At 72.5% G+C, this 25979-nt stretch carries 24 protein-coding genes and 1 pseudogene; 15 read left to right on the top strand and 10 right to left on the bottom strand.

The annotated features are described in order from the left end of the window. A pseudogene (locus AC1RSJ_RS07440) lies at positions 1–219 on the bottom strand (hypothetical protein); the annotation flags it as partial. A 230-nt stretch (positions 220–449) separates the two neighbouring features. Here AC1RSJ_RS07440 and AC1RSJ_RS07445 point away from each other — a divergent pair. Then, a complete protein-coding gene (locus AC1RSJ_RS07445) occupies positions 450–1646 on the top strand; it encodes an alpha/beta hydrolase (protein WP_493117719.1) in 1197 nt (398 codons plus the stop codon). 15 nt (positions 1647–1661) lie between these two features. Here AC1RSJ_RS07445 and AC1RSJ_RS07450 read toward each other — a convergent pair whose 3' ends face one another. Together AC1RSJ_RS07450 and yczR are read right to left on the bottom strand one after the other, a co-directional pair. Beyond that, on the bottom strand, positions 1662–4820 hold the full coding sequence (locus AC1RSJ_RS07450; RefSeq protein ID WP_493117721.1) for an efflux RND transporter permease subunit: 3159 nt from the start codon (positions 4818–4820) through the stop codon (positions 1662–1664). Between the two features lie 81 nt (positions 4821–4901). Beyond that, positions 4902–6326, bottom strand: coding sequence for a MocR-like transcription factor YczR (yczR, locus tag AC1RSJ_RS07455; protein WP_493117722.1), 1425 nt, complete (start codon positions 6324–6326; stop codon positions 4902–4904). Between the two features lie 61 nt (positions 6327–6387). Here yczR and yczE point away from each other — a divergent pair, with 61 nt between their 5' ends. Next, a complete protein-coding gene (gene yczE, locus AC1RSJ_RS07460) occupies positions 6388–7059 on the top strand; it encodes a membrane protein YczE (RefSeq protein WP_493117723.1) in 672 nt (223 codons plus the stop codon). A gap of 101 nt (positions 7060–7160) precedes the next feature. Here yczE and AC1RSJ_RS07465 read toward each other — a convergent pair whose 3' ends face one another. Next, the gene (locus tag AC1RSJ_RS07465; protein ID WP_493117724.1) at positions 7161–7934 is read right to left on the bottom strand and encodes a MerR family transcriptional regulator; all 774 of its coding nucleotides are present in this window, start codon (positions 7932–7934) and stop codon (positions 7161–7163) included. Positions 7935–8105: 171 nt separating this feature from the next. Between AC1RSJ_RS07465 and AC1RSJ_RS07470 the strand changes: the two genes are divergently transcribed. The 6 genes from AC1RSJ_RS07470 to AC1RSJ_RS07495 all read left to right on the top strand — a co-directional run bounded on the left by AC1RSJ_RS07470 (position 8106) and on the right by AC1RSJ_RS07495 (position 13139). Beyond that, positions 8106–8909, top strand: coding sequence for a DUF4097 family beta strand repeat-containing protein (locus tag AC1RSJ_RS07470; RefSeq protein ID WP_493117725.1), 804 nt, complete (start codon positions 8106–8108; stop codon positions 8907–8909). After that, positions 8906–9544 (top strand): PadR family transcriptional regulator, encoded by a 639-nt coding sequence (locus AC1RSJ_RS07475; RefSeq protein ID WP_493117726.1) that lies wholly within the window; start codon positions 8906–8908, stop codon positions 9542–9544. The genes AC1RSJ_RS07470 and AC1RSJ_RS07475 overlap by 4 nt, the downstream gene beginning before the upstream one ends. Continuing rightward, positions 9541–10011 carry an anthrone oxygenase family protein gene (locus AC1RSJ_RS07480; protein WP_493117727.1) on the top strand — a complete coding sequence of 157 codons (471 nt, stop codon included), beginning with the start codon at positions 9541–9543 and terminating at the stop codon, positions 10009–10011. Before AC1RSJ_RS07475 ends, AC1RSJ_RS07480 begins: the two co-directional genes overlap by 4 nt. A gap of 118 nt (positions 10012–10129) precedes the next feature. Further along, positions 10130–12325, top strand: coding sequence for an APC family permease (locus AC1RSJ_RS07485; RefSeq protein ID WP_493117728.1), 2196 nt, complete (start codon positions 10130–10132; stop codon positions 12323–12325). Further along, positions 12322–12762, top strand: coding sequence for a fluoride efflux transporter FluC (locus AC1RSJ_RS07490; protein WP_493117729.1), 441 nt, complete (start codon positions 12322–12324; stop codon positions 12760–12762). The genes AC1RSJ_RS07485 and AC1RSJ_RS07490 overlap by 4 nt, the downstream gene beginning before the upstream one ends. Next, positions 12759–13139: a FluC/FEX family fluoride channel gene (locus tag AC1RSJ_RS07495; RefSeq protein WP_493117730.1), complete on the top strand. Its 381-nt coding sequence runs from the start codon at positions 12759–12761 to the stop codon at positions 13137–13139. The genes AC1RSJ_RS07490 and AC1RSJ_RS07495 overlap by 4 nt, the downstream gene beginning before the upstream one ends. 6 nt (positions 13140–13145) lie before the next feature. Here the strand turns inward: AC1RSJ_RS07495 and AC1RSJ_RS07500 are convergent, their stop codons facing one another. The 4 genes from AC1RSJ_RS07500 to AC1RSJ_RS07515 are packed head-to-tail and all read right to left on the bottom strand — an operon-like array spanning position 13146 to position 17509. Continuing rightward, positions 13146–14048 (bottom strand): carbohydrate ABC transporter permease, encoded by a 903-nt coding sequence (locus AC1RSJ_RS07500; protein WP_493117731.1) that lies wholly within the window; start codon positions 14046–14048, stop codon positions 13146–13148. Continuing rightward, positions 14045–15145, bottom strand: a complete 1101-nt coding sequence (locus AC1RSJ_RS07505) for a carbohydrate ABC transporter permease (protein ID WP_493117732.1) — start codon at positions 15143–15145, stop codon at positions 14045–14047. Before AC1RSJ_RS07505 ends, AC1RSJ_RS07500 begins: the two co-directional genes overlap by 4 nt. 10 nt (positions 15146–15155) lie before the next feature. After that, positions 15156–16388, bottom strand: coding sequence for a sugar ABC transporter substrate-binding protein (locus AC1RSJ_RS07510; protein WP_493117733.1), 1233 nt, complete (start codon positions 16386–16388; stop codon positions 15156–15158). Further along, positions 16385–17509: a LacI family DNA-binding transcriptional regulator gene (locus tag AC1RSJ_RS07515; protein ID WP_493117734.1), complete on the bottom strand. Its 1125-nt coding sequence runs from the start codon at positions 17507–17509 to the stop codon at positions 16385–16387. The genes AC1RSJ_RS07510 and AC1RSJ_RS07515 overlap by 4 nt, the downstream gene beginning before the upstream one ends. A 133-nt stretch (positions 17510–17642) precedes the next feature. On the opposite strand from AC1RSJ_RS07515, the gene AC1RSJ_RS07520 reads away from it, so the two are divergent. Beyond that, positions 17643–19538, top strand: a complete 1896-nt coding sequence (locus AC1RSJ_RS07520) for an MGH1-like glycoside hydrolase domain-containing protein (protein ID WP_493117735.1) — start codon at positions 17643–17645, stop codon at positions 19536–19538. A 111-nt stretch (positions 19539–19649) separates the two neighbouring features. Here the strand turns inward: AC1RSJ_RS07520 and AC1RSJ_RS07525 are convergent, their stop codons facing one another. Beyond that, positions 19650–20744, bottom strand: coding sequence for an FAD-dependent oxidoreductase (locus AC1RSJ_RS07525; RefSeq protein ID WP_493117736.1), 1095 nt, complete (start codon positions 20742–20744; stop codon positions 19650–19652). 173 nt (positions 20745–20917) lie between these two features. On the opposite strand from AC1RSJ_RS07525, the gene AC1RSJ_RS07530 reads away from it, so the two are divergent. Further along, a complete protein-coding gene (locus AC1RSJ_RS07530) occupies positions 20918–21118 on the top strand; it encodes a DUF3073 domain-containing protein (RefSeq protein ID WP_493117737.1) in 201 nt (66 codons plus the stop codon). A 148-nt stretch (positions 21119–21266) separates the two neighbouring features. Next, positions 21267–21710 (top strand): nitroreductase family deazaflavin-dependent oxidoreductase, encoded by a 444-nt coding sequence (locus AC1RSJ_RS07535; RefSeq protein ID WP_493117738.1) that lies wholly within the window; start codon positions 21267–21269, stop codon positions 21708–21710. A 12-nt stretch (positions 21711–21722) separates the two neighbouring features. Here the strand turns inward: AC1RSJ_RS07535 and purM are convergent, their stop codons facing one another. After that, a complete protein-coding gene (purM, locus tag AC1RSJ_RS07540; RefSeq protein WP_493117739.1) occupies positions 21723–22835 on the bottom strand; it encodes a phosphoribosylformylglycinamidine cyclo-ligase in 1113 nt (370 codons plus the stop codon). A 49-nt stretch (positions 22836–22884) separates the two neighbouring features. Here purM and AC1RSJ_RS07545 point away from each other — a divergent pair, with 49 nt between their 5' ends. From AC1RSJ_RS07545 to purF, 4 genes are all read left to right on the top strand, one after another. Then, positions 22885–23202: a hypothetical protein gene (locus AC1RSJ_RS07545; protein WP_493117740.1), complete on the top strand. Its 318-nt coding sequence runs from the start codon at positions 22885–22887 to the stop codon at positions 23200–23202. Beyond that, positions 23199–23789 (top strand): hypothetical protein, encoded by a 591-nt coding sequence (locus AC1RSJ_RS07550; protein ID WP_493117741.1) that lies wholly within the window; start codon positions 23199–23201, stop codon positions 23787–23789. The genes AC1RSJ_RS07545 and AC1RSJ_RS07550 overlap by 4 nt, the downstream gene beginning before the upstream one ends. 9 nt (positions 23790–23798) lie before the next feature. Then, entirely contained in the window at positions 23799–24305 is a 507-nt protein-coding gene (locus AC1RSJ_RS07555) for a glycine cleavage system transcriptional repressor (RefSeq protein WP_493117742.1), read from the top strand. A 134-nt stretch (positions 24306–24439) separates the two neighbouring features. Beyond that, positions 24440–25897: an amidophosphoribosyltransferase gene (gene purF / locus AC1RSJ_RS07560; RefSeq protein ID WP_493117743.1), complete on the top strand. Its 1458-nt coding sequence runs from the start codon at positions 24440–24442 to the stop codon at positions 25895–25897. The last annotated feature ends 82 nt before the right edge of the window (positions 25898–25979 follow it).

Below are 25979 nucleotides of genomic sequence, written 5' to 3' on the forward strand. Positions count from 1 at the left end.
GGCGTCGGCGCCGCGCGGGCGGTCGGCGGCGCGGCCGCGCGCCATCCGCTCGTCGGAGTTCCAGCGGGCCTTCTTGGCGGCGCCGGAGGCGGACTCGGCGGCGCGCGAGGCGCCCCCGCGGTGCTTCGGGCTGGGGCCGCCGACGCGCTTCGCGCCGGGGCCGCCGCGGCCGGTGGAGGATGTGGAGGCGCGCCCGTGCGCGCCGGAGTTCTTCGGCATGATTCCGGGGTTCTTCCCTGGTCGTGGGTGTGATGGCGCACACACGGAGGGTGCGCGGGATACCCGGGCGCATCGTGGGCCGGGGCCGTGTCTCGAGGAGTTCCTCGACGGGGTCTGCCCCATCGATCCGGCCCGCACGACATACAGATGGTGCACGCGGCGGCAGGCCGCGGTGTCGTGAGCCGACACACCAGGATAGCGGAAGACTCCCGCGCATAGGCTGGATGGGGATGGCGACGACTCGGAACAGGGCCCGCGCGACGGCGGTGCTCTCCGCCGCGACCGTCGCGATGGCCCTCCTGGCGGGCTGCACGACGGGCGGACAGCCCGACGACACGGCCACCTCGCGGCGCGATCCGGCCTTCGCCCGCTTCAGCACCGACCCGGACGTGCCGGTGGTCGCCGACCTCGTCTACGGCCGCACCGACGACGGCTCGAAGCTGCTCGCGGATGTCTGCCTGCCCCCGACCGGACCGGACGAGGAGGACGGCCAGGTGCCCGCCGACCAGCCGGGCGACCCGGGCGAGGGCGACGACTCGGCGGACGACGGCGCGGCGGACGACGGCACCACGACGCCGACCTCGGCCCCGACGAGCGGACCCGACGGCGCGGCGCCCGCGGACGGCACGGCGGGCTCCGCGGCCACCGGCGAGAGCACGCCGCAGCCGGATCCGGGCGACGCGACGACCACGAGCCCGGCGGCCGGCGACGACGTGCCCGACGACGCGACGCCGGGCATCCTCATGGTCCACGGCGGCGGCTGGGCCCGCGGCGACAAGGCGACGCTGCCCTATCGCGCCACCTGCCAGTGGCTGGCGAAGTCGACCGGCTTCCCGGTCGTGACGATCGACTACCGGCTCGCGCCCGCACATCCGTTCCCGGCCGCCTGGGACGACGTGCAGACGGCGGTCGAGTGGATGCGGCAGCCCGAGCAGGTGCAGCGCTTCCACATCGACCCGGACCGGATCGGCGCGTTCGGCGGGTCGGCCGGCGGCAACCTCGTCGCGCTGCTCGGGGCGAGCGGGACCGGCTCGTGGTCCGCCGGCACCCGGGTCGCGGCGGTCGTCGACCTCAGCGGACCGGTCGACCTCACCGGCGCCGACGTCGACGCCAAGTTCGTGCCGACGCAGCTCTCCTACACCGGCTGCCAGCAGCTCGAGGACTGCGCCGCGGCCGTCGACGCGTCCGTCGCGCCGCAGCTCGACCGCTCGGATCCGCCGTTCCTCGTCGCGCACGCGGTCGACGATCCGCTCATCCAGTACGCGCAGTCGACGACGTTCGTGAAGCGGCTGCGCGCGAAGGAGGTCGACACGACCTTCGTGAAGGTGGCGGGCGGCGCGCACTCGATCGCGATGCTGTCGGGCAACGACCGCCTCCGCGCCCGCATCGTGCAGTTCCTCACGACGCACCTGACGACGGCGGGCTGAGCGCCCGCGCGCCGGTCAGGCGGTGACGGTGAGGTGGTGCGGCCGGTCGCCGCCGTCGGGGCCGCCGCCGTCCGAGCCGTTCCCGTCGCGCTCCCGCCTCGCCGCGCGGCGCGCCTCCCGGCGCTCCTTCGCACCCTCGACGAGCCAGTACAGCGCGGGCAGCACGATGAGCGTCAGCACGGTCGAGGAGACCAGTCCGCCGATCACGACGATCGCGAGCGGCTGCGAGATGAAGCCGCCGTGCCCCGTGATGCCGAGGGCCATCGGGGTCAGCGCGAAGATCGTCGCGAGCGCGGTCATGACGATCGGCCGGAACCGCCGCGCGGCGCCGTGGATGATCGCGTCGCGGGTCGACATGCCCCGGCTGCGGTACTGGTTCACGAGGTCGATGAGCACGATCGCGTTCGTCACGACGATGCCGACGAGCATGAGCACGCCGATGAGCGACGAGACGCCGAGCGGGATGCCGGAGGCCAGCTGCAGCAGGATCGCACCGGTCGCCGCGAACGGCACCGAGACGAGCAGCAGCAGCGGCTGCCGGAGGCTGCGGAACGTCGCCACCATCACGGTGTAGACGATGAGGATCGCGGCGAGCAGGGCGAGGAACAGCTGCTGGAACGCCGTCGCCTGGTCGGAGCTGACGCCGCCGATCTTCGCGGATACGCCGGCCGGGAGGTCCGTCGACGTGATCGCGCGCGACACGTCCGCGCTCGCCGTGCCGATGTCCTGCGACGAGGGGGTGATCGTGATCGTCGACGAGCGGATGCCGCGCACCGTCGTGATCGACGCGGGACCCTGCCGCTCCTCCACGGTGGCGAGCGACGACAGCGGCACGGGGCCGGTCGCGGTCGGCACGGTGAAGTCGCGCAGCTCCTGCAGCGACGTCGGCTTGCGCGGGTCGTCGATGTAGATGCTCAGCGACGTGTCGTCGATCGTCACGGTGCCCGAGGCGGCCGGCAGCATCGAGTTGGCGACGAGCCCGCCGACCTGCACCTCGCTGAGGCCCGCGGCCGCCGCCTTGGCGCGGTCGACCTCGATCGCGAGGTAGGGCTGGGTGGCCGACAGGTCGTCCTGCACCTGATCGGCGACGCCGGTCTTCTTCACCGCCGCGACGAGCGCGTCGGTGGCGTCGGAGAGCTTGTCGCGCGTCGGGGCGGTGACGTCGATCTCGATGTCGCTCGAGCCGAACCCGCCGGACGAGCTGGCGAGGGTGACGGTGCCGACGTCGTCCGCGTCGAGGCCGTCGACGGCCGTGCGGACGCGCCGCTCGACGGCGGCCTGGTCGGCATCCGGATCGGTCGTGATGTTGAAGGTGACGGCGCCCGACCCGCCGCCGCCGAACGCGGCCGCGACCGACGACCCGGACGAGCCGAGCGAGGTGGCCACGGTGTCGACGCCGTCCACGCCGCGCAGCGCCGACTCGACGGTCTTCGACGCGTCGTTCACGCGCTCGAGGCTCGTGCCCGACTTCAGCGTCTCGCGGACGGTGAGCGTGTTCTGGCCGCTCGAGCCGAGGTAGTTGGTCTGCAGGCGGGTGGCCGCGAAGCCGCTCGCGCCGAGCACGAGCAGCGCGAGCAGCACCGTGACGAGCGGCAGCCTCAGCACGCCCCGGATCACGGGCAGGTAGACGCGCTGGAGGCGGGTCGGCCTGTCGAGCTCGTCGCCGGTCACCGCGTCGACCGCGGCGCCGTCGTGCTTGTGCCCCTTCGCGGGCAGGAACCAGTAGGCGAGCACCGGCACGATCGTGAGCGAGACGAAGAGCGACGCGGCGAGGGCGATCGTCACCGTCAGCGCGAACGGCCGGAACAGCTCGCCCGTGATGTCGGACACGAGCGCCAGCGGCAGGAACACCGCGACCGTCGTGATGGTCGACGCCGTCACCGCGGTCGCGACCTCGCGCACGCCGGCCTTGATCGCCGCGAGCTTGTCCTCGCCGAGGCCGAGATGGCGCTTGATGTTCTCGATCACGACGATCGAGTCGTCGACGACGCGGCCGATGGCGATCGTGAGCGCGCCGAGGGTGATGAGGTTCAGCGTGTAGCCGGAGGCCTGCATCCCGATGAAGGTGATGAGCACGCTGACCGGGATGGAGATGGCGGTGACGAGCGTCGAGCGCACCGACAGCAGGAACACGAGGATGACGATCACCGCGAAGCCGAGGCCGAGCAGCCCCTCGGTTGCGAGCGACTCGATCGAGGACTGGATGAACGGCGCCTGGTCGAAGACGATCGTCATCTTCGTGCCGTCGCCGAGCGCCGACTCGAAGCCGGCGATCTTCGCGCGCACCTCGCGGGAGACGTCGACGGTGTTGCCGTCCGGCGTCTTCGTGATCGAGATCGAGAGGGCGTCCTTGCCGTCGACGCGGGAGTAGCCGGTGACCGGGTTCGCCGCGAGCTGCACGTCGGCGACGTCGCCGATCGTTGCGGCCTCGCGTCCGCCGAGCAGCGGGATGGCCTTCACGTCGTCGACGGAGGTCAGCCGCGTGCCGGACTGCACGACGAGCGTCGAGTCGTCCTCGGTGACCGTGCCGGCGGCGAGCAGGTCGCCGTTGTCGCCGAGCGCCGAGCGGATGGACTGGTTCGAGAACCCTCCGGCGAGCAGCTTCGCGGAGTCGGGCGTGATGGTGACGCGCTGGCCGCTGTCGCCGAGGATCTGCGCCTGGCGCACGCCGTCGAGCTTCTCGATGTCGGTCACCGTCGACGACGAGAGCCGCGAGCTGAGGTCGCTCGCGTCGAGGTCGCTCGTCACGGCGAGCACGATCACCGGGAGGTCGGCGATCGATCCGGCGATCACCTGCGGCTTCACCCCGTCGGGCAGCGCGTCGTCGATGTTGTCGATCGCGAGCTGCACCTTCTGCTGCGCGGTCGTGATGTCGGTGCCGTACTTGAAGGAGGCCGAGACCGACGACACGGACGCCTGCGACGTCGCGCTCGTCTGGTCGAGCCCCTCGACGCCCTGGATCGCGCGCTCGATCGGCGTCGACACGTCGTGCTCGACCACCTCGGGGCTCGCGCCCGGGTACGACGTCGAGATGAAGAGCTGCGGCAGGCTCAGCGACGGGATGAGCTCCTGCTTCAGGGTCGTCAGCGTGATGCCGCCGAAGACGCCGACCACGATCGTGATCAGTGCGATGAGCGCGCGGTTGCGCAGGCTGAAGACGGAGAGCAGGTGCACTGATCAAGTATCGCCACCGGCGGTGGACGAACCGGTACTCCCGGGGGAGCATTCCGCCTGGGGATCAGCCCCGAGCGCGCGCTACGCGATCTGGGCGAAGTCCTCCGTGCCGATCGCGACCGGCTGCCGGGTGACGATCCCCCAGGCCCGCTCCAGCGCATCCAGCCCGCGGTCGAGGTCGGCGACCGGATAGGAGAACGGGATGCGGAGGTAGCGCTCGAACACCCCGTCGAGCCCGAAGCGGCCGCCCGAGGCGATCACGAGCCCCTCCGATCGCGCGGCGAGCGCGAGCGACGAGCTCAGCGGCGCGCCGAGGTTCACCCACGCGGTGAGCCCGCCCGGCACGTGCGGCATCGACCACGCGGGCAGCCGGCGGCGCAGCTCGCCCGCCAGGTGGTCGCGGCCCGCCCGCAGCAGCTCTCGGCGCTCGGCGAGGATCGTGTCGAGCTGCGGCAGCAGCTCCGCCACGAGCAGCTGCTCGAGCACCGGCGTGCCGAGGTCGTGCGAGAAGCGCACGCGCGCCAGGCGCTGCACGAGGTCGCGGGAGGTGCGGATCCAGCCGATCCGGAGTCCGCCCCAGATGCTCTTGCCGACCGAGCCGATGATCGCCACGGACGCCCCGGCGCCCGCGAGGGGCGCGATCGGGCCCTGCCCGTCGAGGCCGAGGTCGCCCATCGTCTCGTCGATGATGAGCGTCGTGCCCTGCCGGGCGGCGAGGTCGAGCACGCGCTGCCGCTGCGCGTCGGACATGACGCGGCCGGTCGGGTTGTGGAAGTCGGGCATGAGGTACGCGACCGTCGGGCTGGTGCGCTGGAAGGCCTGCTCCAGCACGGAGTCGTCCCAGCCGTCCTCCGGCGTGACCGTCACCGGCACGAGCCGCGCGCCCGCGGCGCGGAGGGCGTCGAACGCGTGCGGGTAGCTCGGCGACTCGACGACCACGCGGTCGCCGCGCGAGATGAGCGTGCGCGACAGCAGCCCGATGGCGTGCTGCGCGCCGATCGTGATCATCACCTCGCCCGCGTCGGTCGGCAGCCCGCGGTCGGTGTAGCGGCGGGCGATCGCGTCGCGCAGCCGGTGCAGGCCGACGGCGTCGAAGCCGGACTCGCCGAGGTAGGCGGGCAGCTGGCTCGTCGCGCGCTCCGCGGCGGCCGCGACGGACGGGTGGCTCGGCAGCGTGGCCTTCGAGAAGTCGAGCAGCTCGGGCGCGTAGTCGGGCAGCACGGCCGTGCCGGCGGAGGGCAGCCGCACGACGCTGCCGGATCCGCGCACGCTGTCGACGTAGCCGCTGTCGCGGAGCTCGGCGTAGGCGCTCGTGACGGTCGTGCGGCTCAGCGCCAGGGTGGCGGCCAGCTCGCGCTCCGCCGGAAGCCGGGTGCCGAGCGGGATGCGGCCGTCGAGCACGAGCAGGCGGATGCGGTCGGCGAGGGCGCGGTACGCGGGGCCGGTCGAGCCGTCGCGCCAGCTTCCCAATTGGACCCCGAGCGAGCGGGCCGAGAGCACAGGCATGCGGCCAGGCTATCCGGATTGGCTATCGATTCCCAGTCCAATACTGCGATTGGATGCTCGCGTGACCTCCCCGACCCGGGCCGCCTCGGCCCTCTGGACGCGCCGCATCGCGCAGCTGCTGATCGGCCTCGTGCTCTACGGCGTGGCGATCGCGTTCATGGTGCGCGCCTCCGTCGGCGTCGCGCCGTGGGACGTGCTGACGCAGGGCGTCTCGAAGCGCACCGGCATCGAGTTCGGGTGGGTCACCAACCTCATCGGCGTCGCCGTGCTGCTGCTCTGGATCCCGCTGCGGCAGCGGCCCGGCGTCGGCACGGTGCTCAACGTGCTCATGATCGGCCCGAGCGCGCAGCTCGCGCTGTGGATCATCCCCGAGCAGACGTCGCTGCTGGTCCGGATCCCGCTGTTCGCCGGCGGCCTCCTGCTGCTCGCCGTCGCGACCGGGCTGTACGTGGGGGCGCGGCTCGGACCGGGCCCGCGCGACGGGCTGATGACCGGACTCGTCGCCCGGACCGGCTGGCCGGTCTGGGTGGTGCGCACCGGCATCGAGGTCGTCGTCACGGCGACCGGCTGGCTGCTCGGCGGCAACGTCGGCCTCGGCACGCTCGCCTTCGCCCTGCTCATCGGGCCGCTGGTGGGGATCACGCTGCCGCGGCTGCGGGTGCCGGAGGCGGTCGTCGCGGAAGCCGCCGTCGTGGAAGGCGTCCGGAATCCGCTGGCTGAGGAGGCCCGCTAGGGCCACGCCGGCCTTCCTCAGCCATCGGAACAGGCAGCGCGCTGCTCAGCCATCGGAACAGGCAGCGCGCTGCTCAGCCAACGGAGTCGGGAGCGCGCAGCTCAGCCATCGGAGCCGGCGCGGAGCCCCCGCGCGTACACGGCGAGCGCCTCCCGCACGAGCTCCGCACCCGCCGCTCCCCCGTAGTTCCTCGCGAACCTCGGGTCGGCCGCGACCATCGCGCCGAGGCCCTCCAGGTAGTCCGGCGTCGGGCCGTCCGGGTAGCCGGGCGTGCCCGGGATGCCCGCGAGCTGCTCGGAGTGCCGCGCGGCGAGCGCCTGCGCCTCCGCGCCGGCCGGGTCGGCGCCGCGCGCGGCGGCGTCCGTCCAGTCGGCGGCGAGGGCGCGCTGCCGCTCCTGCTGCTCCGCGCGCTCGGCGTCGCCCATCCCGCGCCACCAGGCGTCCGACTCGGCGTAGGCGCGCCGCCCCCAGCGCTCCACCACCTCGCGCTCGTGGGCCGTGTGATCGAATCCGTCGAACATGTCCTCGTCCATGGGGTCGCCCCCTCCTTCCAGTGCGCCGATGGTGCGCTCGACGCTTGCGATGCGCCGGTCCAGCAGGTCGCGCTCGTGCTCGAGCCGGCCGAGATGGCCGCGGAGCGCCGCCGCGGAGTCCGTCGATCCCGCGAGCACCTCGGCCACGGCGGGGATGCCGAGCCCGAGGCTCCGGAGCAGCAGGATGCGCTGCAGCCGGACGAGCGCCGCCGTGTCGTAGTAGCGGTACCCGTTCGCGCCGACGCGGCTGGCGGGCAGCAGGCCGACGTCGCCGTAGTGCCGCAGCGCGCGGCTCGTCGTGCCGGCGAGGCGCGCCACCTGCTGGATGCTCCAGTCGTCCATGCGCTCGACCGTAGAGGTTGACGCAGCGTCAAGGTCAAGCACGGGATCCGGCCGCACTCGCGATATATCTTGACTCCCCCGTGATACGCGATATATCGTGATGCACGCCGACGCGATATATCGCGAATCGGCCGAACCAGACCCGATCAGGATCCGAACGGAGGGGCCGCCATGGCTCAGGAGAAGTGGCTCGTCAGCGGGCCGAAGACCATCGACCTCGAGCAGGTGCGCCGCCTCAAGGTCGGGCTCGTCGCCGGCCAGGTCGACATCGTCGCCCACGAGGAGCCCGGCGCCCGCGTCGAGGTGCATTCCGTCGAGGGCAAGGAGCTGAAGATCACGCTCGACGGCGACACCCTCGAGATCGACCACGCGCAGCTCGGCTGGGACAACTGGCTCGACGTCTTCCGCAACTTCACCGGCAAGTCCCGCGCCGAGGTGAGCATCATGGTGCCCGCCGACGTCGCGCTGAAGCTCGGCGTGGTCAGCGCCACCGGCCTGATCAGCGGCATCCGCGATGACGCGACGCTGTCCACCGTCTCCGGCGACCTCGTCGTCGACGGGATGTCGGGCGACATCACCCTCAACTCCGTCTCCGGCGACGTGTCGGTGCGCAGCCACACCGGCCGCATCACGGCTCACACGGTGTCGGGCGACGTCACGGCCCAGGGTGAGATCCCGCGGTTCAGCGCCGACGGCGTCAGCGCCGACGTGTTCCTCGACCTCGCGGGCATCCCGACCGAGGTGCGCGCGAACACGGTCAGCGGCGGCGTGACCGTGCGCCTCGAGCCGGAGGTGCCCGCGCAGTACACGATCAACACGGTGAGCGGGCGCCTGCAGCTCGACGACAGCGAGATCCGCGGCGTCCGCGGGCAGTACAAGGGCCGCTACGGCGAGCTCGACCGGCACTGGCTGGCGTTCTCGGCGAACACCGTCTCGGGCGACATCAGCGTGCTGCACCGCACGGTGACGGCATGACCCCGCCCGTCTTCGCGCACGGCCACCTGCGCCTCTACCTGCTGCACCTGCTCGGCGAGCGGCCGATGCACGGCTACGAGCTGATCCAGGCGCTGGCCGACCGCTTCGGCGGCACCTACGTGCCGAGCGCCGGCACCATCTACCCCCGGCTGTCGAAGCTCGAGGAGGAGGGGCTCGTCACGAAGGAGGCCGACGGCCGCAAGACCGTCTACGCCATCACGGAGGCCGGCCGCGCCGAGCTGGACGCCCGCGGCGGCGAGCTCGACGGCATCGAGTCGGAGCTGTCCGACTCCGTGCGGCGGCTCGCCGACGAGGTGCGCTCGTCGGTGGCCGGTGCGATGAAGTCGCTCCGCGCGGACCTCGCCGCGGCGACGCGCGACGCCCGCGACGAGGCCCGCCAGTCCGGGCGCTCCGGCACCGCGGCGCCGACTGCCGACCGCACCGCCCGCAGCGAGTCGCGGATGCACCTCCACGAGGCGGAGCTCGCGCTCGGCGAGTTCCGCACCGCGCTCCGCAGCGAGCTCGGCCGCGCCGCCCTCCGCGGCGAGCTCGACGGCCCGACGGTCGAGGCGCTCCGGCAGGGCCTCGAGTCGCTCCGGAGCGAGGTGCTCGCGCGCATCGCCGGCGCGCGATGACCGTCGCGGCCGTGCTCGGCGTCGTCGCGATCGCGCTGTCCGGCCCGGCGGCGGGCATCTACCTCGCCTTCTCGACCGGGGTGATGCCCGGGCTCGGGCGTGCCGGCGACGACGTGCTGACCCGCGGCATGCGGGGCGTCAACCGCGCCGTCGTCAACCCGGCCTTCCTGGGTCCGCTGCTGCTCGCCCCGGTCGCCTCGGCGGGCGCCGCCGTCGCGGCCGGCGTGACGGGAGCCTCCGGCGCCGCCCTGCTGTCCGGGATCGCCGCCGCCGTCGGCCTCGTCGGCTCGGTCGGCGTGACCATCGCGGGCAGCGTGCCGCTCAACGACCGGCTGGAGCGCTCGACGGCCCCGGCGGCCGAGGCGCGCGCCGCGTACGAGCGCCCGTGGCTGCGCCTCAACGCGGTGCGGGTGGTCGCCGCGACGGCCGCCCTGGTGCTGCAGGCGTGCGCGGTCGCCGCGCTGTGAACCGGACCTGCTGACGAGCACCGCGCCGACCCCGCCGGTGGACGTGCGCTGACCGGCCCCTGAACACGGGCCGCGCCCGTTGTTGACAGCGTTCCTGCCGGGTCTACGCTTGCCCCTCGTGACCGAACAGAGCGGCGATCAGCCGCGGTCGCCGAAGCGGTGGCTCATCGGCGAGCCGCTCGCCTCGTCGAACCTCGAGGGGCAGCTGCTCCCGAAGCACCTCGCGCTCCCGATCTTCTCGAGCGACGCGCTCTCGTCCGTGGCCTACGCGCCGCAGGAGATGCTGCTCATCCTGCTGCTCGGCGGGCTCGCGTTCCTCAGCTTCGCCCCGTGGGTCGCCGCGTTCGTGGTGCTGCTGCTCGTCGTCGTGATGGTCTCGTACCGGCTGCTCATCAAGGCCTATCCGTCGGGCGGCGGCGACTACGAGGTCGCGTCGAAGAACATCGGCGAGAAGGCCGGCCTCATCGTCGGCTCCGCGCTGCTCGTCGACTACATCATGACCGTGGCCGTCTCGGTCGCGTCGGGCGTCGACAACATCATCTCCGCGTTCCCCGGGCTCAACCCGTTCCGCGTCGAGCTGGCGGTCGGCTTCATCGTCGTGCTGGCGGCCGTCAACCTCCGCGGCGTGCGCGAGTCGAGCAAGGCGTTCGCCCTGCCCACGTACCTCTTCATCGCGAGCATCGTGGTGATGCTCGTCACCGCCCTGTTCCGCATGGCGATCGGCGACACCCCGGTGGCCGAGAGCGCCGGCTACACGGTGAAGGCCGAGGACATCACGCACGCCGGATTCGCCCTCCTGCTGCTGCGCGCGTTCTCGAGCGGATGCTCGGCCCTGACGGGCGTCGAGGCGATCTCGAACGGCGTGCAGGCGTTCCGCCGCCCGAAGATCCAGAACGCGCAGAAGACCCTCGTCGCGATGGTGACTGTCGCCATCGTGCTCTTCATCGGCCTCACCGCCGTGGCGCTGACGACCGGCGTGCACTACGCCGAGCGGGCGTGCGACCTCGTGGGCTTCCAGAACTGCGAGACGACGCCGCAGCGCAGCCTCGTCGCGCAGATCGCTGCGGCGACCTTCGGCAACAACACCGCCCTGTTCTTCGTCGTGCAGGTGACGACGGCCCTCGTGCTGCTGCTCGCGGCGAACACCGCCTTCAACGGGTTCCCGCTGCTCGGCTCGGTGCTCGCGACCGATAAGTACGCGCCGAAGTCGCTCGCGAGCCGCGGCGACCGCCTCATCTTCTCGAACGGCGTCATCGCCCTCTCGATCGCCGCCGGCATCCTCGAGGTGATCTACCAGGCGAACGTCACGGCGCTCATCCAGCTCTACATCATCGGCGTCTTCGTCTCGTTCACCCTCGGCCAGAGCGGCATGGTCGTGCACTGGACTCGGGAGCTCCGCAAGTCGTCGACCACGAAGAAGGCCGCGCTGCGCACCTACCGGGTGATCAACTCGGTCGGCGTGCTCATGAGCTTCAGCGTGCTCGTGATCGTCACGATCACGAAGTTCACGCACGGGGCCTGGCTGGTGTTCATCATCATGCCGATCCTGTTCACGCTGATGCTCGGCGTGAACCGCTACTACCGCGACGTCGAGCGCGAGGTGGAGCCGGATCCGGAGACCGTCTTCGGCGCGAAGGGCGACCACGCGATCGTGCTCGTCGGCCGGATGCAGAAGCCGGTGCTCAAGGCGCTCGACTACGCGATCGCTGCCCGTCACGGCTCCATCGAGGCCGTGCACGTGTCGATCGACGACGCCTCGAGCGAGGCGCTCGAGCGGGCCTGGGCCGAGCACAACGTGCAGGTGCCGCTGACGGTGCTCGAGTCGCCGTACCGCGACATCAGCCTGCCGCTGATCAAGTACATCAAGCACCGGCGCGAGGAGCACGGCGCCGAGGTCGTCACCGTCTACACGCCGCAGTACATCGTGGGCCACTGGTGGGAGAACCTGCTCCACAACCACAAGGCGCGGCGCATCCGCCACAAGCTGATGCTGCTGCACGGCGTGATGATCGCGATCGTGCCGTGGCTGCTCGACTCCTCCGACCTCATCTACGGCCGCCGGTCGCGTCCGCTGCCGGGTCAGGACCGCCGCGGCGAGCCGGTGCGCCAGGTCGTCCGCCGCCCGATGGCCCCGGCCAACCCCGCGGCCGCGCGCCGTGCCGCGCTGAAGGGCCGGCAGAACGCGGTGAAGGCCCGCACCGGTGTGCGCGAGTCGACGCCGGACGGGATGCGCTCGGATGCCGGACGCATCGACGTGCGCGAGAAGGCCGACGAGGTCGGCAAGCCGTCGAAGCGCCCCGAGCCGCGGCAGTGACGTCGGCGCGTGACCGCGTGCTCCGGGGCGCCCTCCCGGTTGCCGCGGGCGGGCTGGTCGGCTGCGCGCTCCGGCTCGCGCTCGACGCCGCGCTGCCCCACGAGGCGGACGGCTTCCCGTTCTCCACGCTGATCGAGAACGTCAGCGGCGCGCTGCTGCTCGGGCTGCTCGTGGCCGCGCTCTGGCCGGTGGCGCCCGCCTGGCTCCGCCTCGCGCTCGGCACCGGCGTGCTGGGCTCGTACACGACGTTCTCGGCGCTCGCCGTCTCGATCGTGCAGCTCGGATCGCTCGGACAGGGGATGCTCGCCGCCCTCTACCTCGTCGTGTCGCTCGTCGCCGGCCTCGCCGCGGCGTGGGCGGGGATCGCGGTCGGTGCGGCGATCGCCGGACGCCGCGGGCTCGCGGCCGCGGCGGGCGAGCCGGGGGTCGACGAGTGACCGCCGGGGCCGTCGTCGCGGCGCTGCTGCTCGGCGTCGTCGGCGCGCTCGCGCGCTGGGGCGTGTCGACGGCGCTCGCCGGGCGCCCCGCCCGCATCCCGCTCGCCGTGCTCGTCGTCAACGTGGTCGGCTCCGCCGTCGGCGGCGTGCTGCTCGCCCTCGTGGACGCGGCCGTCGTGCCCGACGCCGCCCGCTACATCGTGGTCAGCGGGTTCTGCGCCGGGCTCACCACGTTCTCGACGTTCACGGTCGAGACCGTGCAGCTCGTGCTCGAGGGCAAGGGGCGCGCGGCGGTCGCGAGCGTCGCCGCGAACCTCGCCCTCGGCATCGGCGCGTGCCTCGCCGCCTGGGCGATCACGTCGGCCCTCGTCGCCTGACCCGCGCTACTCCTTCACCGCGCCCGCCGTCGCCCCGGTGATGCGGCGCTGGAAGATGAAGAACACCACCGCGACGGGGATCGTCATGATCGCACCGGCGGCGAGCTTGATCGGGAACTGCTGACCCGAGCTGAGCTGCCCGCTGGCGAGCGACGCGACGCCCTTCGTCAGGGTCGTCAGCGACGGGTCGTTCGTCGCGACGAGGAAGTGCGCGTACTCGTTCCACGAGCCCTGGAACGACAGGATGATGATCGTCACGAGCGCGGGCCGCGCCATCGGCAGCACGACCGACCAGAAGATCCGGAAGGTGCCGGCCCCGTCGATGCGGGCCTGCTCCTCGACGGAGACGGGGATCGACTCGAAGAAGTTCTTCATGATGAAGACGCCGGCGGCGTCCGCCAGCAGCGGCAGGATCATGCCGAGATACGAGTTGAAGATGCCGAGCTGGTTGATCACGAGGAACTTCGGGATGAGCAGCACCACGTTCGGCACCGCCATCACCGCGACGACGGCCGCGAAGACGACGTTCCGGCCGCGGAACCGCAGCCGCGCCAGCGCGTAGCCCGCGATCGAGTCGAAGAACACCCGCCCCGCGGTCACGAACACCGTCACGATCGCCGAGTTCATCGCCCAGGTGGGGAAGTCGGAGTTGACGAACAGGGTGCGCAGCGCGGCCGTCGTCCAGGTCTCCGGGATGAGCGACAGCGGGTTCGCCGCCGCGTCCGCGTCCGTCTTGAACATGGTCGCGATGTTGATGAGGAACGGGAAGATGTAGAGCACCGCGATGAGCACGAGCACGACGTAGACGGCGCTCTGCGCGACGACGCGGCGGGAGGTCCAGCCGCCGCGGGGTCGCTGAGGGGCTTCGGCTTCGACCGGGTCAGCCATCCGGATGGCGGTGTCGCTCATCGCGCCGTCTCCTTCCGCGCCGCGGTGATCCAGCGCATCCGGCGCTTCGAGACCGCCCTCTCTGCCAGCACCGCCCGCTGCACCAGCGTGAACACGATGATGATCGCGAACAGGATGAACGCGATCGCCGCGCCCGACCCCCACTCGTTCTGGCCGAACGAGTTCTGGTACGAGAGGTACGCCGGGGTGAGCGTCGTCTTGGCCGGGTTGCCCTTCGTGGCGATGTTGACCTGGTCGAAGACCTGCCAGCAGCCGATGAGCCCGAGCGTGATGACGGTGAACAGGGTCGGCCGCAGCTGCGGGAGCGTCACGCGCCAGAAGCGCGTCCACGAGCTCGCGCCGTCGACCTCGGCCGCCTCCTCGACGTCCGGGCTGAGGTTCTGCAGCGCCGCGAGGAACACGAGCATGAAGGTGCCGCTCGTGGTGAAGACGGCGAGCAGGATGAGCACGCTCATCGCCACCGACGGTCCGCCGAGCCAGTTCCACCAGCTCACGCCGAGCGCGGTGCCGTCGAGGAAGCCGGGGCCGCTCTGCGCGCCGAAGTGGAACAGCCCGTTCGGGTCGTTGAACCAGTTCGGCCCGTTCACGCCGAGCCAGCCGAGCACCTCGTTCACGGCGCCGGTGGTGGAGAAGAGGAACGTCCACAGCACGACGATCGCGACCGAGCTCGTCACGGACGGGAAGTAGTAGGCCGTGCGGAAGAACCCGCGCCCGCGCAGCAGCTTCCGGTTGACGAGCAGCGCGAGCGCCAGCGACAGGGCCGTCTGGATCGGCACGACGAAGATGACGTACCAGAGGTTGTTCTTCAGCGACATGCCGAAGTCGCTCTCCGTCAGCCCGCCGCCGCTGACGAGCGCCGAGTAGTTCGCGCCGCCGACGAAGTGCACGCCGGCCGCGAAGGGGCTGCCCCGCCCGGCCCAGTCGCTCACGCTGACCCAGGCCGCCATGAGCACCGGCACGAGCAGGAACAGCCCGAGGATGACGAGGACGGGCGCGGTGAACAGCCAGCCGGAGCCGGCCTCGCCCCGCCGGATGCCGGCGCCCCGGCGCCGCGGCGCCGTGCGGTCGCCGGTCGTCGGCGCTCCCGTCCTCGTCATCCCGGTATCCCTACTTCTTGTAGAGCGGCGCGAGGTTGGACTGCGTCGACTCGAGGATCGACTTCGGGTCGCCCGAGGCCAGCTGCGCCAGCTTCGAGTTGAGATCCGACACCACGTCCGCGGCGCCCTTGGCGGTCGGCGGGGTCTGGGCGTACTTCACGCCGTCGAGGAACGGCTGCAGCGCGGGGTAGTCCTTGCTGAAGTCCGAGGCCGCCGACTGGATGGAGGGCAGCACGCCGAACGCCTTCGAGAAGGCGAGCTGGTCGGACTTGCTCGTCAGCGCGGCGACGAGGTCCTTCGCGCCGTCCTGGTTCGCGCTGTCCGCCGCGATGCCCCAGCAGTTCGTGAACTGGAGCGTGCCCTCGCCCTTCGGGCCCTTCGGCAGCGGCACGGCCTTGTACTTCACGTCCGGGTAGTCGTTCGTCATGGCGCCGGCGATCCAGTTGCCCTCGATCGTCATCGCGCCGAGCTGCTTGCCGAACGCCTCGCCGCCCCAGCCGGCCCCGACGTCCGCGGCGAGCTTGAAGTCGCCGGCCGTCAGGTTCTGCTTGATGTAGGTGAGCGCGTCGACGTTCGCCTGGCTGTCGGCGGTCGCCTCCGTGTTGTCGGCGTTGACGATGTTGCCGCCCGCCTGCACCATGAACGCGCCCATGCGGGCGTACTCGCCGCTCATCACGAGGCCGGTCGTGCCGCCCGAGGTGAGCTTCGTCGCGACGCTCTGGAGCTGGTCCCAGGTGGTCGGGATGTCGGCGTCGGTGAGGCCGGCCTCCTGCCACTTCTGCTCGTTGATGATCAGCTGCAGCGTGGAGAAGTCCTTCGGCGCGCAGTAGAGCTTGCCGTCGTACGTGAACGCCTTCACCAGCGAGGGGTAGAAGTCGTCCTTGTTCGACAGGTCGTCGCCGTAGGCGAGCAGCGAGCCGTTCGAGGCGTAGTTCGCGAGCGAGTCGCTGGAGAGGTAGAACACGTCGGCGGGCTTGCCGGAGCTGAAGCCCTGCGCGAGCTGCTGGCTGAGGTCGCTCGCCGCGGTGACGGTGACCTTGGTGCCCGACTTCTTCGACCAGTCGGCCGCGGCGGCCTTGACGGCCTTCGTCTCGGCGTCGCCGCTCGAGCCGATGAGCACGGTGAGCGGCTTCGACGAGTCCTGCTTCGCGCCGTCGCCCGAGCTGAAGCCCGAGCCGCACGCGCTGAGCGCGAGGGCGGCCGCGACGGCGACGCCGCCGACCGCGATCCTGCGGATCCTCATGATGGTTCCTTTCGTCCTTCGATCGCCGAGGCTGTGGTCTCGGCCGGGTGGTCCTCATCGACGGGTGCCAGGTGACTCGACCGGCGGACGACAAGACGGGGGTCGACGAGCCGATGGCGCGGCTCGCCGGTGTCGGATCCGGCCGGCAGCACGCGGCCGCCGGTCGGTCCGAGGAGCAGGTCCAGCGCGGAGGCGGCGACCTCGTCGAGCCGCTGATCGACGCTGGAGAGTCCGACCGCCTTGGCGACCGGGGTGTTGTCGAAGCCGATGACCGGGAAGCGCGGGAACCCCGCCTCCCGCACGGCCATCATCGCGCCGAGCGCGAGGGAGTCGGAGGCGCAGACGAGGGCGTCGAGCGGCGGCTCGCCGCCGTGCGCGAGCAGCTCCTCGACGACCTGGCGGGCCGGGGCGACGTTCTCCTCGGCGGTGCTCGAGATCGCGTCGAGCTCGGCCTCGTCGCTGCCGAACAGCCCCCGCATCGCGTCGGCCCAGCCGGACCGGCGGTCGTCGCCGGTGCCGGATCCCGCCGGCCAGCCGAGCCAGCCGATGCGCCGCAGCCCCCGCTCGGCGAGGTGCGCCGTCGCGGCGCGGGTGCCGACGGCGCCGTCCACGTCGACCCACGGCCGCAGCGGGTCGTCGATGGTCTCCGACCCCCAGGGGCGGCCGAACGCGACGTACGGCATCCGCTCGCGCACGAGCCAGTCGATCCGCGGGTCGTCGTACGACGTGCCGGTGACGATCACCGCGTCGATGTCGGCGCCGTCGCGGAGGCGGCGGTACTGCTCGATCTCCGACTCGTCGTCGGCCGCGGTGAACAGCGTGATGCGCATGCCGCGGGCGTCCGCGCGCAGCGTGAGCTCGTGCAGGAAGCGGTCGAGCACCGATCCCGAGACGCCGTTGCCGCTCACCGGATCGAGGCGCACGCCGATCGTGCCGCTCGCCCTGGTGCGCAGCCGCCGGGCGGACGCGTGCGGGCGGTAGCCGAGCTCGGCGATCGCCGTCTGCACCCGCTCGCGCGTGGCCGGGCGCACGACGTCGGGAGCGTTGAGCACGTTCGAGACGGTCTGGCGGGAGACGCCGGCGAGCCGTGCGACATCGTCGACGGTGGGCAGTCCTGCCATCCCGATCTCCTTCGACGTCATCGGCGCTCGGCGATCCGCGTTCTGTTTTGAACGATCAAATCGACGGTGCTAGCGTACCCCCGGAAGGCGGGGTGTCAACTCCCCCGCGACCGCGACGACGAGGGGCCGGCCGATGACCGAACCGATCCAGGAGCCTCCGCTCCAGCCGCTCCTGCACGACGGGCTCGTGACGCTCCGCGCGCCCGGCCAGGCCTGGTCGCGTGCCGACGGGCGCATGGGCGCCTCGTCGATCGACGGCATCTACGTCTCCGACGTGCGGATCGCCTCCGGCCTCGAGGTCGTCGCCGGCGGCGGCAGCGGCGAGCACGTCGCCACCGCCGTGCTCGATGCCGCGACCGTGCTCGTCACGACGCTGCACCGCGGCCTCGACGCCGCCGGCGCCGACCCGGACGTGCGCGGCGAGCTGCGCCGCACCACCACGGGCGGCGGCACATCGCTCGACTTCACGCTCCGCTCGCGGCACACCGAGGAGCTCCGCGTGCCCGTCGCGCTGCGGCTGCGTGCCGCGGTCGACTCGATGGCGCTCGTGCGGTCGGGACGCTCGGATGCCCCGGTGGGGGTCGCGGTCGACGGCGCGGGCGCGAGCTGGTCGCGCGACGCCGTCACCGCGCGGCTGGCGGCGCCGGGCGCGGTCGTGGCCGCCGACGGGCCGGATGTCGTCGCCGCCTGGCAGGTCGTCATCCCGGCCGGCGGCTCGGCCTCCGTCGCGTTCGCGATCGAGGGCGCGGACTCCGCCGCCGTCGTCGCCGCGCCCGAGGGCCCGGCGGGCTGGACCGAACCGGACGCCTCCGGCGCCGACGACCGGCTGCGCCGCTGGCTGCGCCGCGCGCTCGACGACCTCGACGCGCTCCGCGTCGTGCGCACCGGCGCCGACGACCAGTTCCTCGCCGCAGGCGCCCCCTGGTTCTTCACGCTCTTCGGCCGCGACTCGATCTGGGCGGCCCGGCTGCTGCTGCCGATCGACGACGGCGTCGCCGCCTCGACGCTGCGCACGCTCGCCGGCCTGCAGGGCACGCGGCGCGACGTGGCGACGGCCGAGCAGCCCGGCAAGATCATCCACGAGGTGCGCCGCACCGAGCCCGACGGACCCGAGGGCATGATGCTGCCGCCCTTCTACTACGGCACCGTCGACGCCACCCCGCTCTGGGTGGGCCTGCTCGTCGACGCCTGGCGCGCCGGCGGCGTGCCGCTCGAGGCCGCGCGCAGCCTCCGTCCGCATCTCGTCGCCGCCCTGGAGTGGATGCGCGACGCCGGCGACAGCGACGGCGACGGACTGCTCGAGTACGTCGACGAGTCCGGGCGCGGGCTCTCGAACCAGGGCTGGAAGGACTCCGACGACAGCGTGCAGTGGCGCGACGGCCGCCTCGCCGAGGGGCCGATCGCGCTCGTCGAGGTGCAGGCCTACGCCTACGAGGCGGCGATCGGCGGCGCCGACCTGCTCGAGGCGCTCGACGGGTCGGACGCGGCCTCGGCCGAGTGGCGGGCCTGGGCGGCGCGGCTGCAGCAGACCGTGCGCGAGCGCTTCTGGATCGACGACCCGGCCGGCGCGTACCCGGCGATCGCGCTCGACGCGCACAAGCGCCCGGTCGACACCCTGACCTCGAACATCGGCCACCTGCTCGGCACCGGCCTGCTCTCGGCCGAGGAGTCGGCGCTCGTGGCGCGACGGCTGGTGTCGCCGGAGCTGTCGAGCGGATTCGGCCTGCGCACCCTCGAGACCGGCGCGGCCGGCTACTGGCCGCTGAGCTACCACGGCGGTGCGGTGTGGGCTCACGACACAGCCATCGCCATCCGGGGGCTCGCGCGCGACGGCTTCGCGGCGGAGGCGGCGCAGCTCGCGGAGGGCCTGCTCGCCGCGGCGGTCGCGTTCGACTACCGGATGCCGGAGCTGCACTCCGGCGACCCGGCGTCGGAGCTGCCCTCGCCCGTGCCGTACCCCGCGGCCTGCCGTCCGCAGGCATGGTCGGCCGCGGCGGCGATCACGGTCTGGGACGCGCTGCGCGGCTGACGGTCAGATCTCGGATCCCCGAGCCGGTCGAAAGGTGCGGCCGCACACGCCGGACCCGTGCGCCCGTCGACGGGCGACTTCGACAGGCTCAGGCATCCGAGCGGAGCCGTCTCAGAGCGACGAGAGCGTCGACACGACCTGCCGGGCGATCGTGCGGCCGACCCGGTTCGCGCCGATCGTCGACGCCGTCGGGCCGTAGCCCGCGAAGAACACCCGCGAGTTGCGCCACGAGGCGCCCTGGCCGACCGTGATGCCGCCCTGCTTCTCGCGGAGCTTCAGCGGCGCGAGGTGCCGGAGCTCGGGGCGGAAGCCGGTCGCCCAGATGATCGCGTCCGCCGGCTCGAAGCGGCCGTCGGGGAAGCGCACGCCGTCCGGCTCGATCGAGGAGAACATCGGCTGCGCCACGAGCAGGCCGCGGTCGATCGCCGCCTGGATGCGCCGCGAGCGCGGCACGCCGGTCGTCGACACGATGCTCGGCAGCGCCCGGCCGTCGCGGGCCGCCTCGTCCTGCATCGCCACGGAGCGGCTGCCGGCCTCGATGTCGAGCTCCTGCTCACCGAGGAACTCGACCGGACGCCGGGAGACCCAGGTGATGCTGCCGGCCACGCGCTCCAGCTCGATGAGGAACCCGATCGCGCTCGTGCCGCCGCCCACGACGATCACGTTCTGCCCGCGGAACTCCTCGGCGTCGCGGTACTTGGCGGTGTGCAGCATCCGGCCGCCGAACGAGCGGAGGCCCGGGTACCACGGGATGAACGGCGCACCCCAGGTGCCGGTCGCGTTGACGAGCACCCGCGAGGTGACGGTCTGGGTGCCGACGCCGTCGTCGAAGTGCACGGCGAAGCCGTCGAGCATGCCGTCGACCCGCGTGACGTCGGCGGGGCGCACCACCTGCAGGTCGAAGTGCTCCTCGTAGCGCCGGTAGTAGTCGGCCACGACGTCCTTCGCCGGCACCTGGCGGTCCGCGGTCTCGAAGCTGATGCCGAGCTCGTCCATGCCGGGCAGGTCGTTCACCCGGTGCGCGTAGCCGAGGCGCAGCGCCTCCCAGCGGAACTGCCATGCCCCGCCGGCGCCGGGGCCGCGGTCGAGCAGCACCACGTCGTTGCCGGGGTCGAGGCCGAGCCGGCGGAGGAAATAGGCCACCGAGAGGCCGGCCTGGCCCGCCCCGATGACCACGACGGACGTGTCGTAGTCAAGGTCGGTCACCCGCAATACGCTAGTGCTGACGGACCGTGCACAGCAGGACGGATGCTGTGTTCACGGGCCCGGCACATCCCCCGGAGGCCGACGTCGCCCCGGAGGGGGCGTCGCGTGCCCCGTGTTAGACTCGCGGCCAGATTTCACCACTGTCCACATCCTGATTTTCGAGGGGGTCACGCATGGGGCGCGGCCGTCAGAAGGCGAAGCACACCAAGGTCGCTCGGGACCTGAAGTACTTCAGCCCGGACACCAACTACTCCGCCCTCGAGAAGGAGCTGGGTGGCAACCCGCGGCTCGAGGAGGATCTCGAGAAATGGCCGGAGTACTCGGACGAGTACGACACCGATCAGGACGACGCCGACGAGTCGAAGACCGCCTAGGTCTCCTCGCCCGGCGGATGGCTGAGCCGCCCACCGGATGGCTGAGCCGCCCACGGGATGACTGAGCCGCCTGCCGGATGGCTGAGCCTGTCGAAGCCCCGCATCCGAGCCCGGGAATGATCTCGCCCGTCTCCCCGTTGCCGTCGTCATGCCGCTGACCGGAGACTACGCACCCTCGACCGCCGACTGGGCCCGCACGCAGGCCGAGACGTACGAGGCCACAGGGGGCGCCGAGGGCGGCGACCTCCAGGGGCATCCGGTGATCGTGCTGACCAGCGTCGGCGCGAAGAGCGGGATGCTGCGCAAGACCGCGCTCATGCGCGTCGAGCACGAGGGCCGCTACGCCGTCGTCGCCTCGAAGGGCGGCGCCCCGCAGCCGCCGGTCTGGTACTGGAACCTGCTGAAGCACCCGCACGTCGAGCTGCAGGACGGTCCGGTCAAGCGCGATTACACCGCGCGCGAGCTCGAGCCCGGTGCCGAGCGCGACGCCTGGTGGGAGCGCGCCGTCGCCGCCTGGCCCGGCTACGCCGACTACCAGACGAAGACCGACCGCCTCATCCAGGTGTTCGTGCTGGAGCCGATCGAGGGCTGAGGTCCCCGCGGGCTAGTCCCCGTACGTGCCGGCCAGTCGCACGGCGCCGCCGTCGACGCCCTTCGCGCCCTGCTCGAAGCCGGTGAGGTCGCGCTGCGACGTGGAGATGCGCCCGGCGGCCCAGGCCGGGATGCCGTCCGCCGCGAGCTCCGCCACGATGCCGTCGGCCGCGCGCGCCGACACGACCGCGAAGAAGCCGATGCCGAGGTTCCACGTCGACTCGACGCTCTCGAGGCTCGTGCCGCCGAGGTCGGCGAGCACCCGGAACACCGGCGGCGGGCTCCACAGCCCGCGCTCCAGCTCGACCCACGAGCCGCGCGGCAGCACGCGCGCGAGGTTCGCCGCGATGCCGCCGCCGGTGACGTGGCTCAGCGCGTGCACGCCGGTGGTCAGGGCCGGGTCGGCGAGCACCCGGAGCAGCGGGGCGGTGTACAGCCGCGTCGGCTCGAGGAGCACCTCGCCGACGACGCCGCCGAGGTCGTCGAGCCGGTCGCCGTAGCCGATGCCGCGGCGCTCGAGGATGCTGCGCACGAGCGAGTAGCCGTTGCTGTGCAGGCCGGACGATCCGAGCGCCAGCACGACGTCGCCGTCCTGCACGCGCTCGGCGCCGAGCACCGACCCCGCCTCGACCGCGCCGACCGCGGCGCCGGCGACGTCGTAGTCGTCGGGTCCGAGCAGTCCGGGGTGCTCCGCCGTCTCGCCGCCGACCAGTGCCGTGCCGGTCTCGGCGCAGGCGCGCGCGATGCCGGCGACGATGTCCGCGATCCGCTCCGGCACGACCTTGCCGCAGGCGATGTAGTCGGTCATGAAGAGCGGTCGCGCGCCGACGACGACGATGTCGTCGACGACCATGCCCACGAGGTCCTGGCCGATGGTGTCGTGCTTGTCGAGCGCCTGCGCGATCGCGACCTTCGTGCCGACGCCGTCGGTGGAGGTCGCGAGGAGCGGGCGGTCGTAGTCCTTGAGGAACGACACGTCGAACAGCCCTGCGAAGCCGCCGACCCCGCCGAGCACCTCGGGCCCGTGCGTCCGCGCCACCGCCGACTTCATCAGCTCGACGGCGAGATCACCGGCCGCGGTGTCGACTCCGGCGGCGGCATAGGGGTTCGCGGGGGCGTCCGTCACGCTCCCAGGGTACCGGCGGCGCGACGGCGGCCCCTCGTAGGGTGGGCGCATGGATCCGATCGGACCGCTCGGCGTCGACGGCCTCTTCCCCATCGCGTTCGGCATCATCGCGCTCGCGGTCGTCGTGGTCGCGGTGCTGATCCTCGTGCGCATCCTGCGCGGTGGGCTCGGCTCCGGCACGCCCACCCGGCCCCCGGGTGCCGGCACGGGCGGGAGCGCCGCGATGCGCGCCGGCCGCGACGCGCACGAGCAGGTGCTCCGCCAGCAGGAGGTGCAGCGCCAGCAGGATCTGCTGAACCAGCAGATCATCAACCAGCAGAATCAGCAGAACCAGCAGCCTCCGGGGCCGCCACCGGGCACCCCGTGAGCGCCCGCTGGCGGGTGGACGAGGACGCGTCGCGCGACGTCCTCGTCGCGCTCTACCTCCGCGACGCCCTCGGCGTGCCCGACCCCTCCGGCCTGCCCCGCCTGCTCGGCACCGGGCTGCCCGCGGCGACGACCGCCGACGAGCGGACCACCTGGGCCTGGACGCGCTGGTGGGTGTCCGTCACCGACCCGGACTCCGGCGTCCGGCCGTTCGCGGAGGCCGGCGGCGAGGCCTTCGAGGCGCTCGTGCGGCGCCACCTCGACGACGCCCGCGCCTGGGCCTCCGTCGTGCACGACGCGTTCGAGACCGCGCACCTCGAGGCCGCGGTCGCCGGCACGCTCGACACCGTCGTGGATGACGCGATCGCGGACTGGGAGACGGCCGCCGGCCACGCGGCGCAGCCGTTCCGCCTCCGCGTGGAGGTCATCCCGCTGACGGCGAGCGGCATCTGGTGGATCGGCGAGCAGGCCATCGCCGTCGACGACCTGCTGCGCGAGGACCCGGCAGCCTGGCGCGCGGCGCTCGAGCCGATCATCGCCCGGCTCGCCGCGGGGCCGGGCGACCAGTCCGCGGAGGGCGCCCCGTAGGGTGACGACATGACGACGCTCGTCCTCACCCTCGTCGGCGCCGACCGGGCCGGCCTCGTGTCGGCGGTCGCGGACGTGGTCGCCGCCCACGACGGCAACTGGGAGCGCAGCCAGCTGGCCGAGCTGGCGGGGGCGTTCGCCGGCGTCGTGCAGGTCTCGGTGCCGGAGGCGCGCGCCGCGGAGCTGCGCGCGGCCCTGCGCGGACTCGACGGCATGCTCGCCATCACCACGCACGACGGCGCCGCCGACGCGACCTCCGGCGGCCGCGACCTCGTGATCGAGCTGATCGGCAACGACCGTCCCGGCATCGTGCGCGACATCTCGACGGCGCTGCAGCGGCACGGCGTCGGCATCCAGGAGCTCGAGTCGCGCACCCGCGACGCGGCGATGTACGGCGGACTGCTGTTCGAGGCACGGGTCGTCGCGCGGATCCCGGACGGCGCCGACGCCGACGCGGTGCGCGAGGAGCTCGAGCGCCTCGCCGCCGAGATCCAGGTCGACCTCACCCTGCTGTAGACCGGATCGCGCCGAGCCGTCCGGGCGCGGTCGACCCGATCCGGGTACGTCGGCGCTCCCGGCCGCGCTGTGCGAAACTGGACCGTACCCGTCCGGGTGCCCCGCTCTTCCTCTCTCGGGAGCCACCTCCTCGCATGTGCGGCATCGTCGGCATCGTCTCCGCCAGCCCGGTCAACCAGCAGGTCTACGACGCGCTGTCGCTGCTCCAGCACCGCGGCCAGGACTCGACCGGCCTCGCCACGAGCGAGGGCTCGATCATCCACATGGTCAAGGCCCGCGGCCAGGTGCGCGAGGCCTACCGAACCCGCGACATGCGCAGCCTGCTCGGCACGATGGGCCTCGGCCACGTGCGCTACGCGACCCGCGGCGACGCGTCGAAGGAGCAGGAGGCGCAGCCCTTCTACGTGAACGCGCCGTACGGCATCGTGCTCGTGCACAACGGCAACCTCACGAACACCCGCGAGCTGACGCAGGAGCTGTTCCACGTCGACCGCCGGCACCTCAACACGAACTCCGACACCGAGCTGCTCGTGAACGTGCTCGCCCACGAGCTGCAGTCGCAGGTGCGCGGCACCGACCTCGATCCCGACCAGGTGTTCGACGCGATCGAGACGCTGCACGAGCGGGTCGAGGGCTCCTACGCCGCCATCGCGCTCATCGCGGGGCAGGGCCTGCTCGCCTTCCGCGACCCGTTCGGCATCCGCCCGCTCATCCTCGGCCGCCGCACGACCGGGCTCGTCGGCGACGACTGGGTGGTCGCGAGCGAGTCGCTCGTGCTCGAGGCCGGCGGCTACGAGGTCGTGCGCGACATCGCCCCCGGCGAGGCCGTCTTCGTCACCGCGAACGGCGAGCTGTTCTCGCGGCAGTGCGCGAAGAACCCGCGCCTCATCCCGTGCTCGTTCGAGTACGTCTACCTCGCGCGCCCCGACTCGATCATGAACGGCATCTCCGTCTACGACGCGCGCTTGCGCCTCGGCGACCGCCTCGCCGACACGATCGCGAAGTACACGCCGTCCGGCGCGATCGACGTCGTCATGCCGATCCCGGACTCCTCGCGCCCCGCAGCCATGCAGGTCGCCCGCAAGCTCGGCATCGAGTACCGCGAGGGCTTCTACAAGAACCGCTACGTCGGCCGGACGTTCATCATGCCGGGCCAGGAGGAGCGGCGGAAGAGCGTCAAGCAGAAGCTCAACGCGATGAGCTCGGAGTTCCGGGGCAAGAACGTGCTCATCGTCGACGACTCGATCGTGCGCGGCACCACGTCGCGCGAGATCGTCGACATGGCCCGCATCGCCGGCGCCAACTCGGTCACGTTCACCTCGGCCGCGCCCCCGGTGCGCTACCCGCACGTGTACGGCATCAACATGCCCACGCGGCGCGAGCTCATCGCCTCCGGCCGCCGCATCCCCGAGATCTCGGACGCCCTCGGCTCCGACTACCTGATCTACCAGGAGGTCGCGGACATGCAGTCGGCGATCCTCGAGGGCAGCGACATCACCGAGCTCGAGATGAGCTGCTTCACCGGGGAGTACGTCACGGGCACGGTCACCGACGAGTACCTCGCCTGGGTGGAGAAGAACCAGCTCAGCTGAGGTCTGGTCTGTTCCGCCGCCGTCCGTGCATCTCGCGGCCGTCCGGATGGGCGCGGAACGCGCAGACGGGCGCGGATCGCGA

This window comes from Schumannella sp. GW821-FHT10F01, from assembly GCF_058809295.1.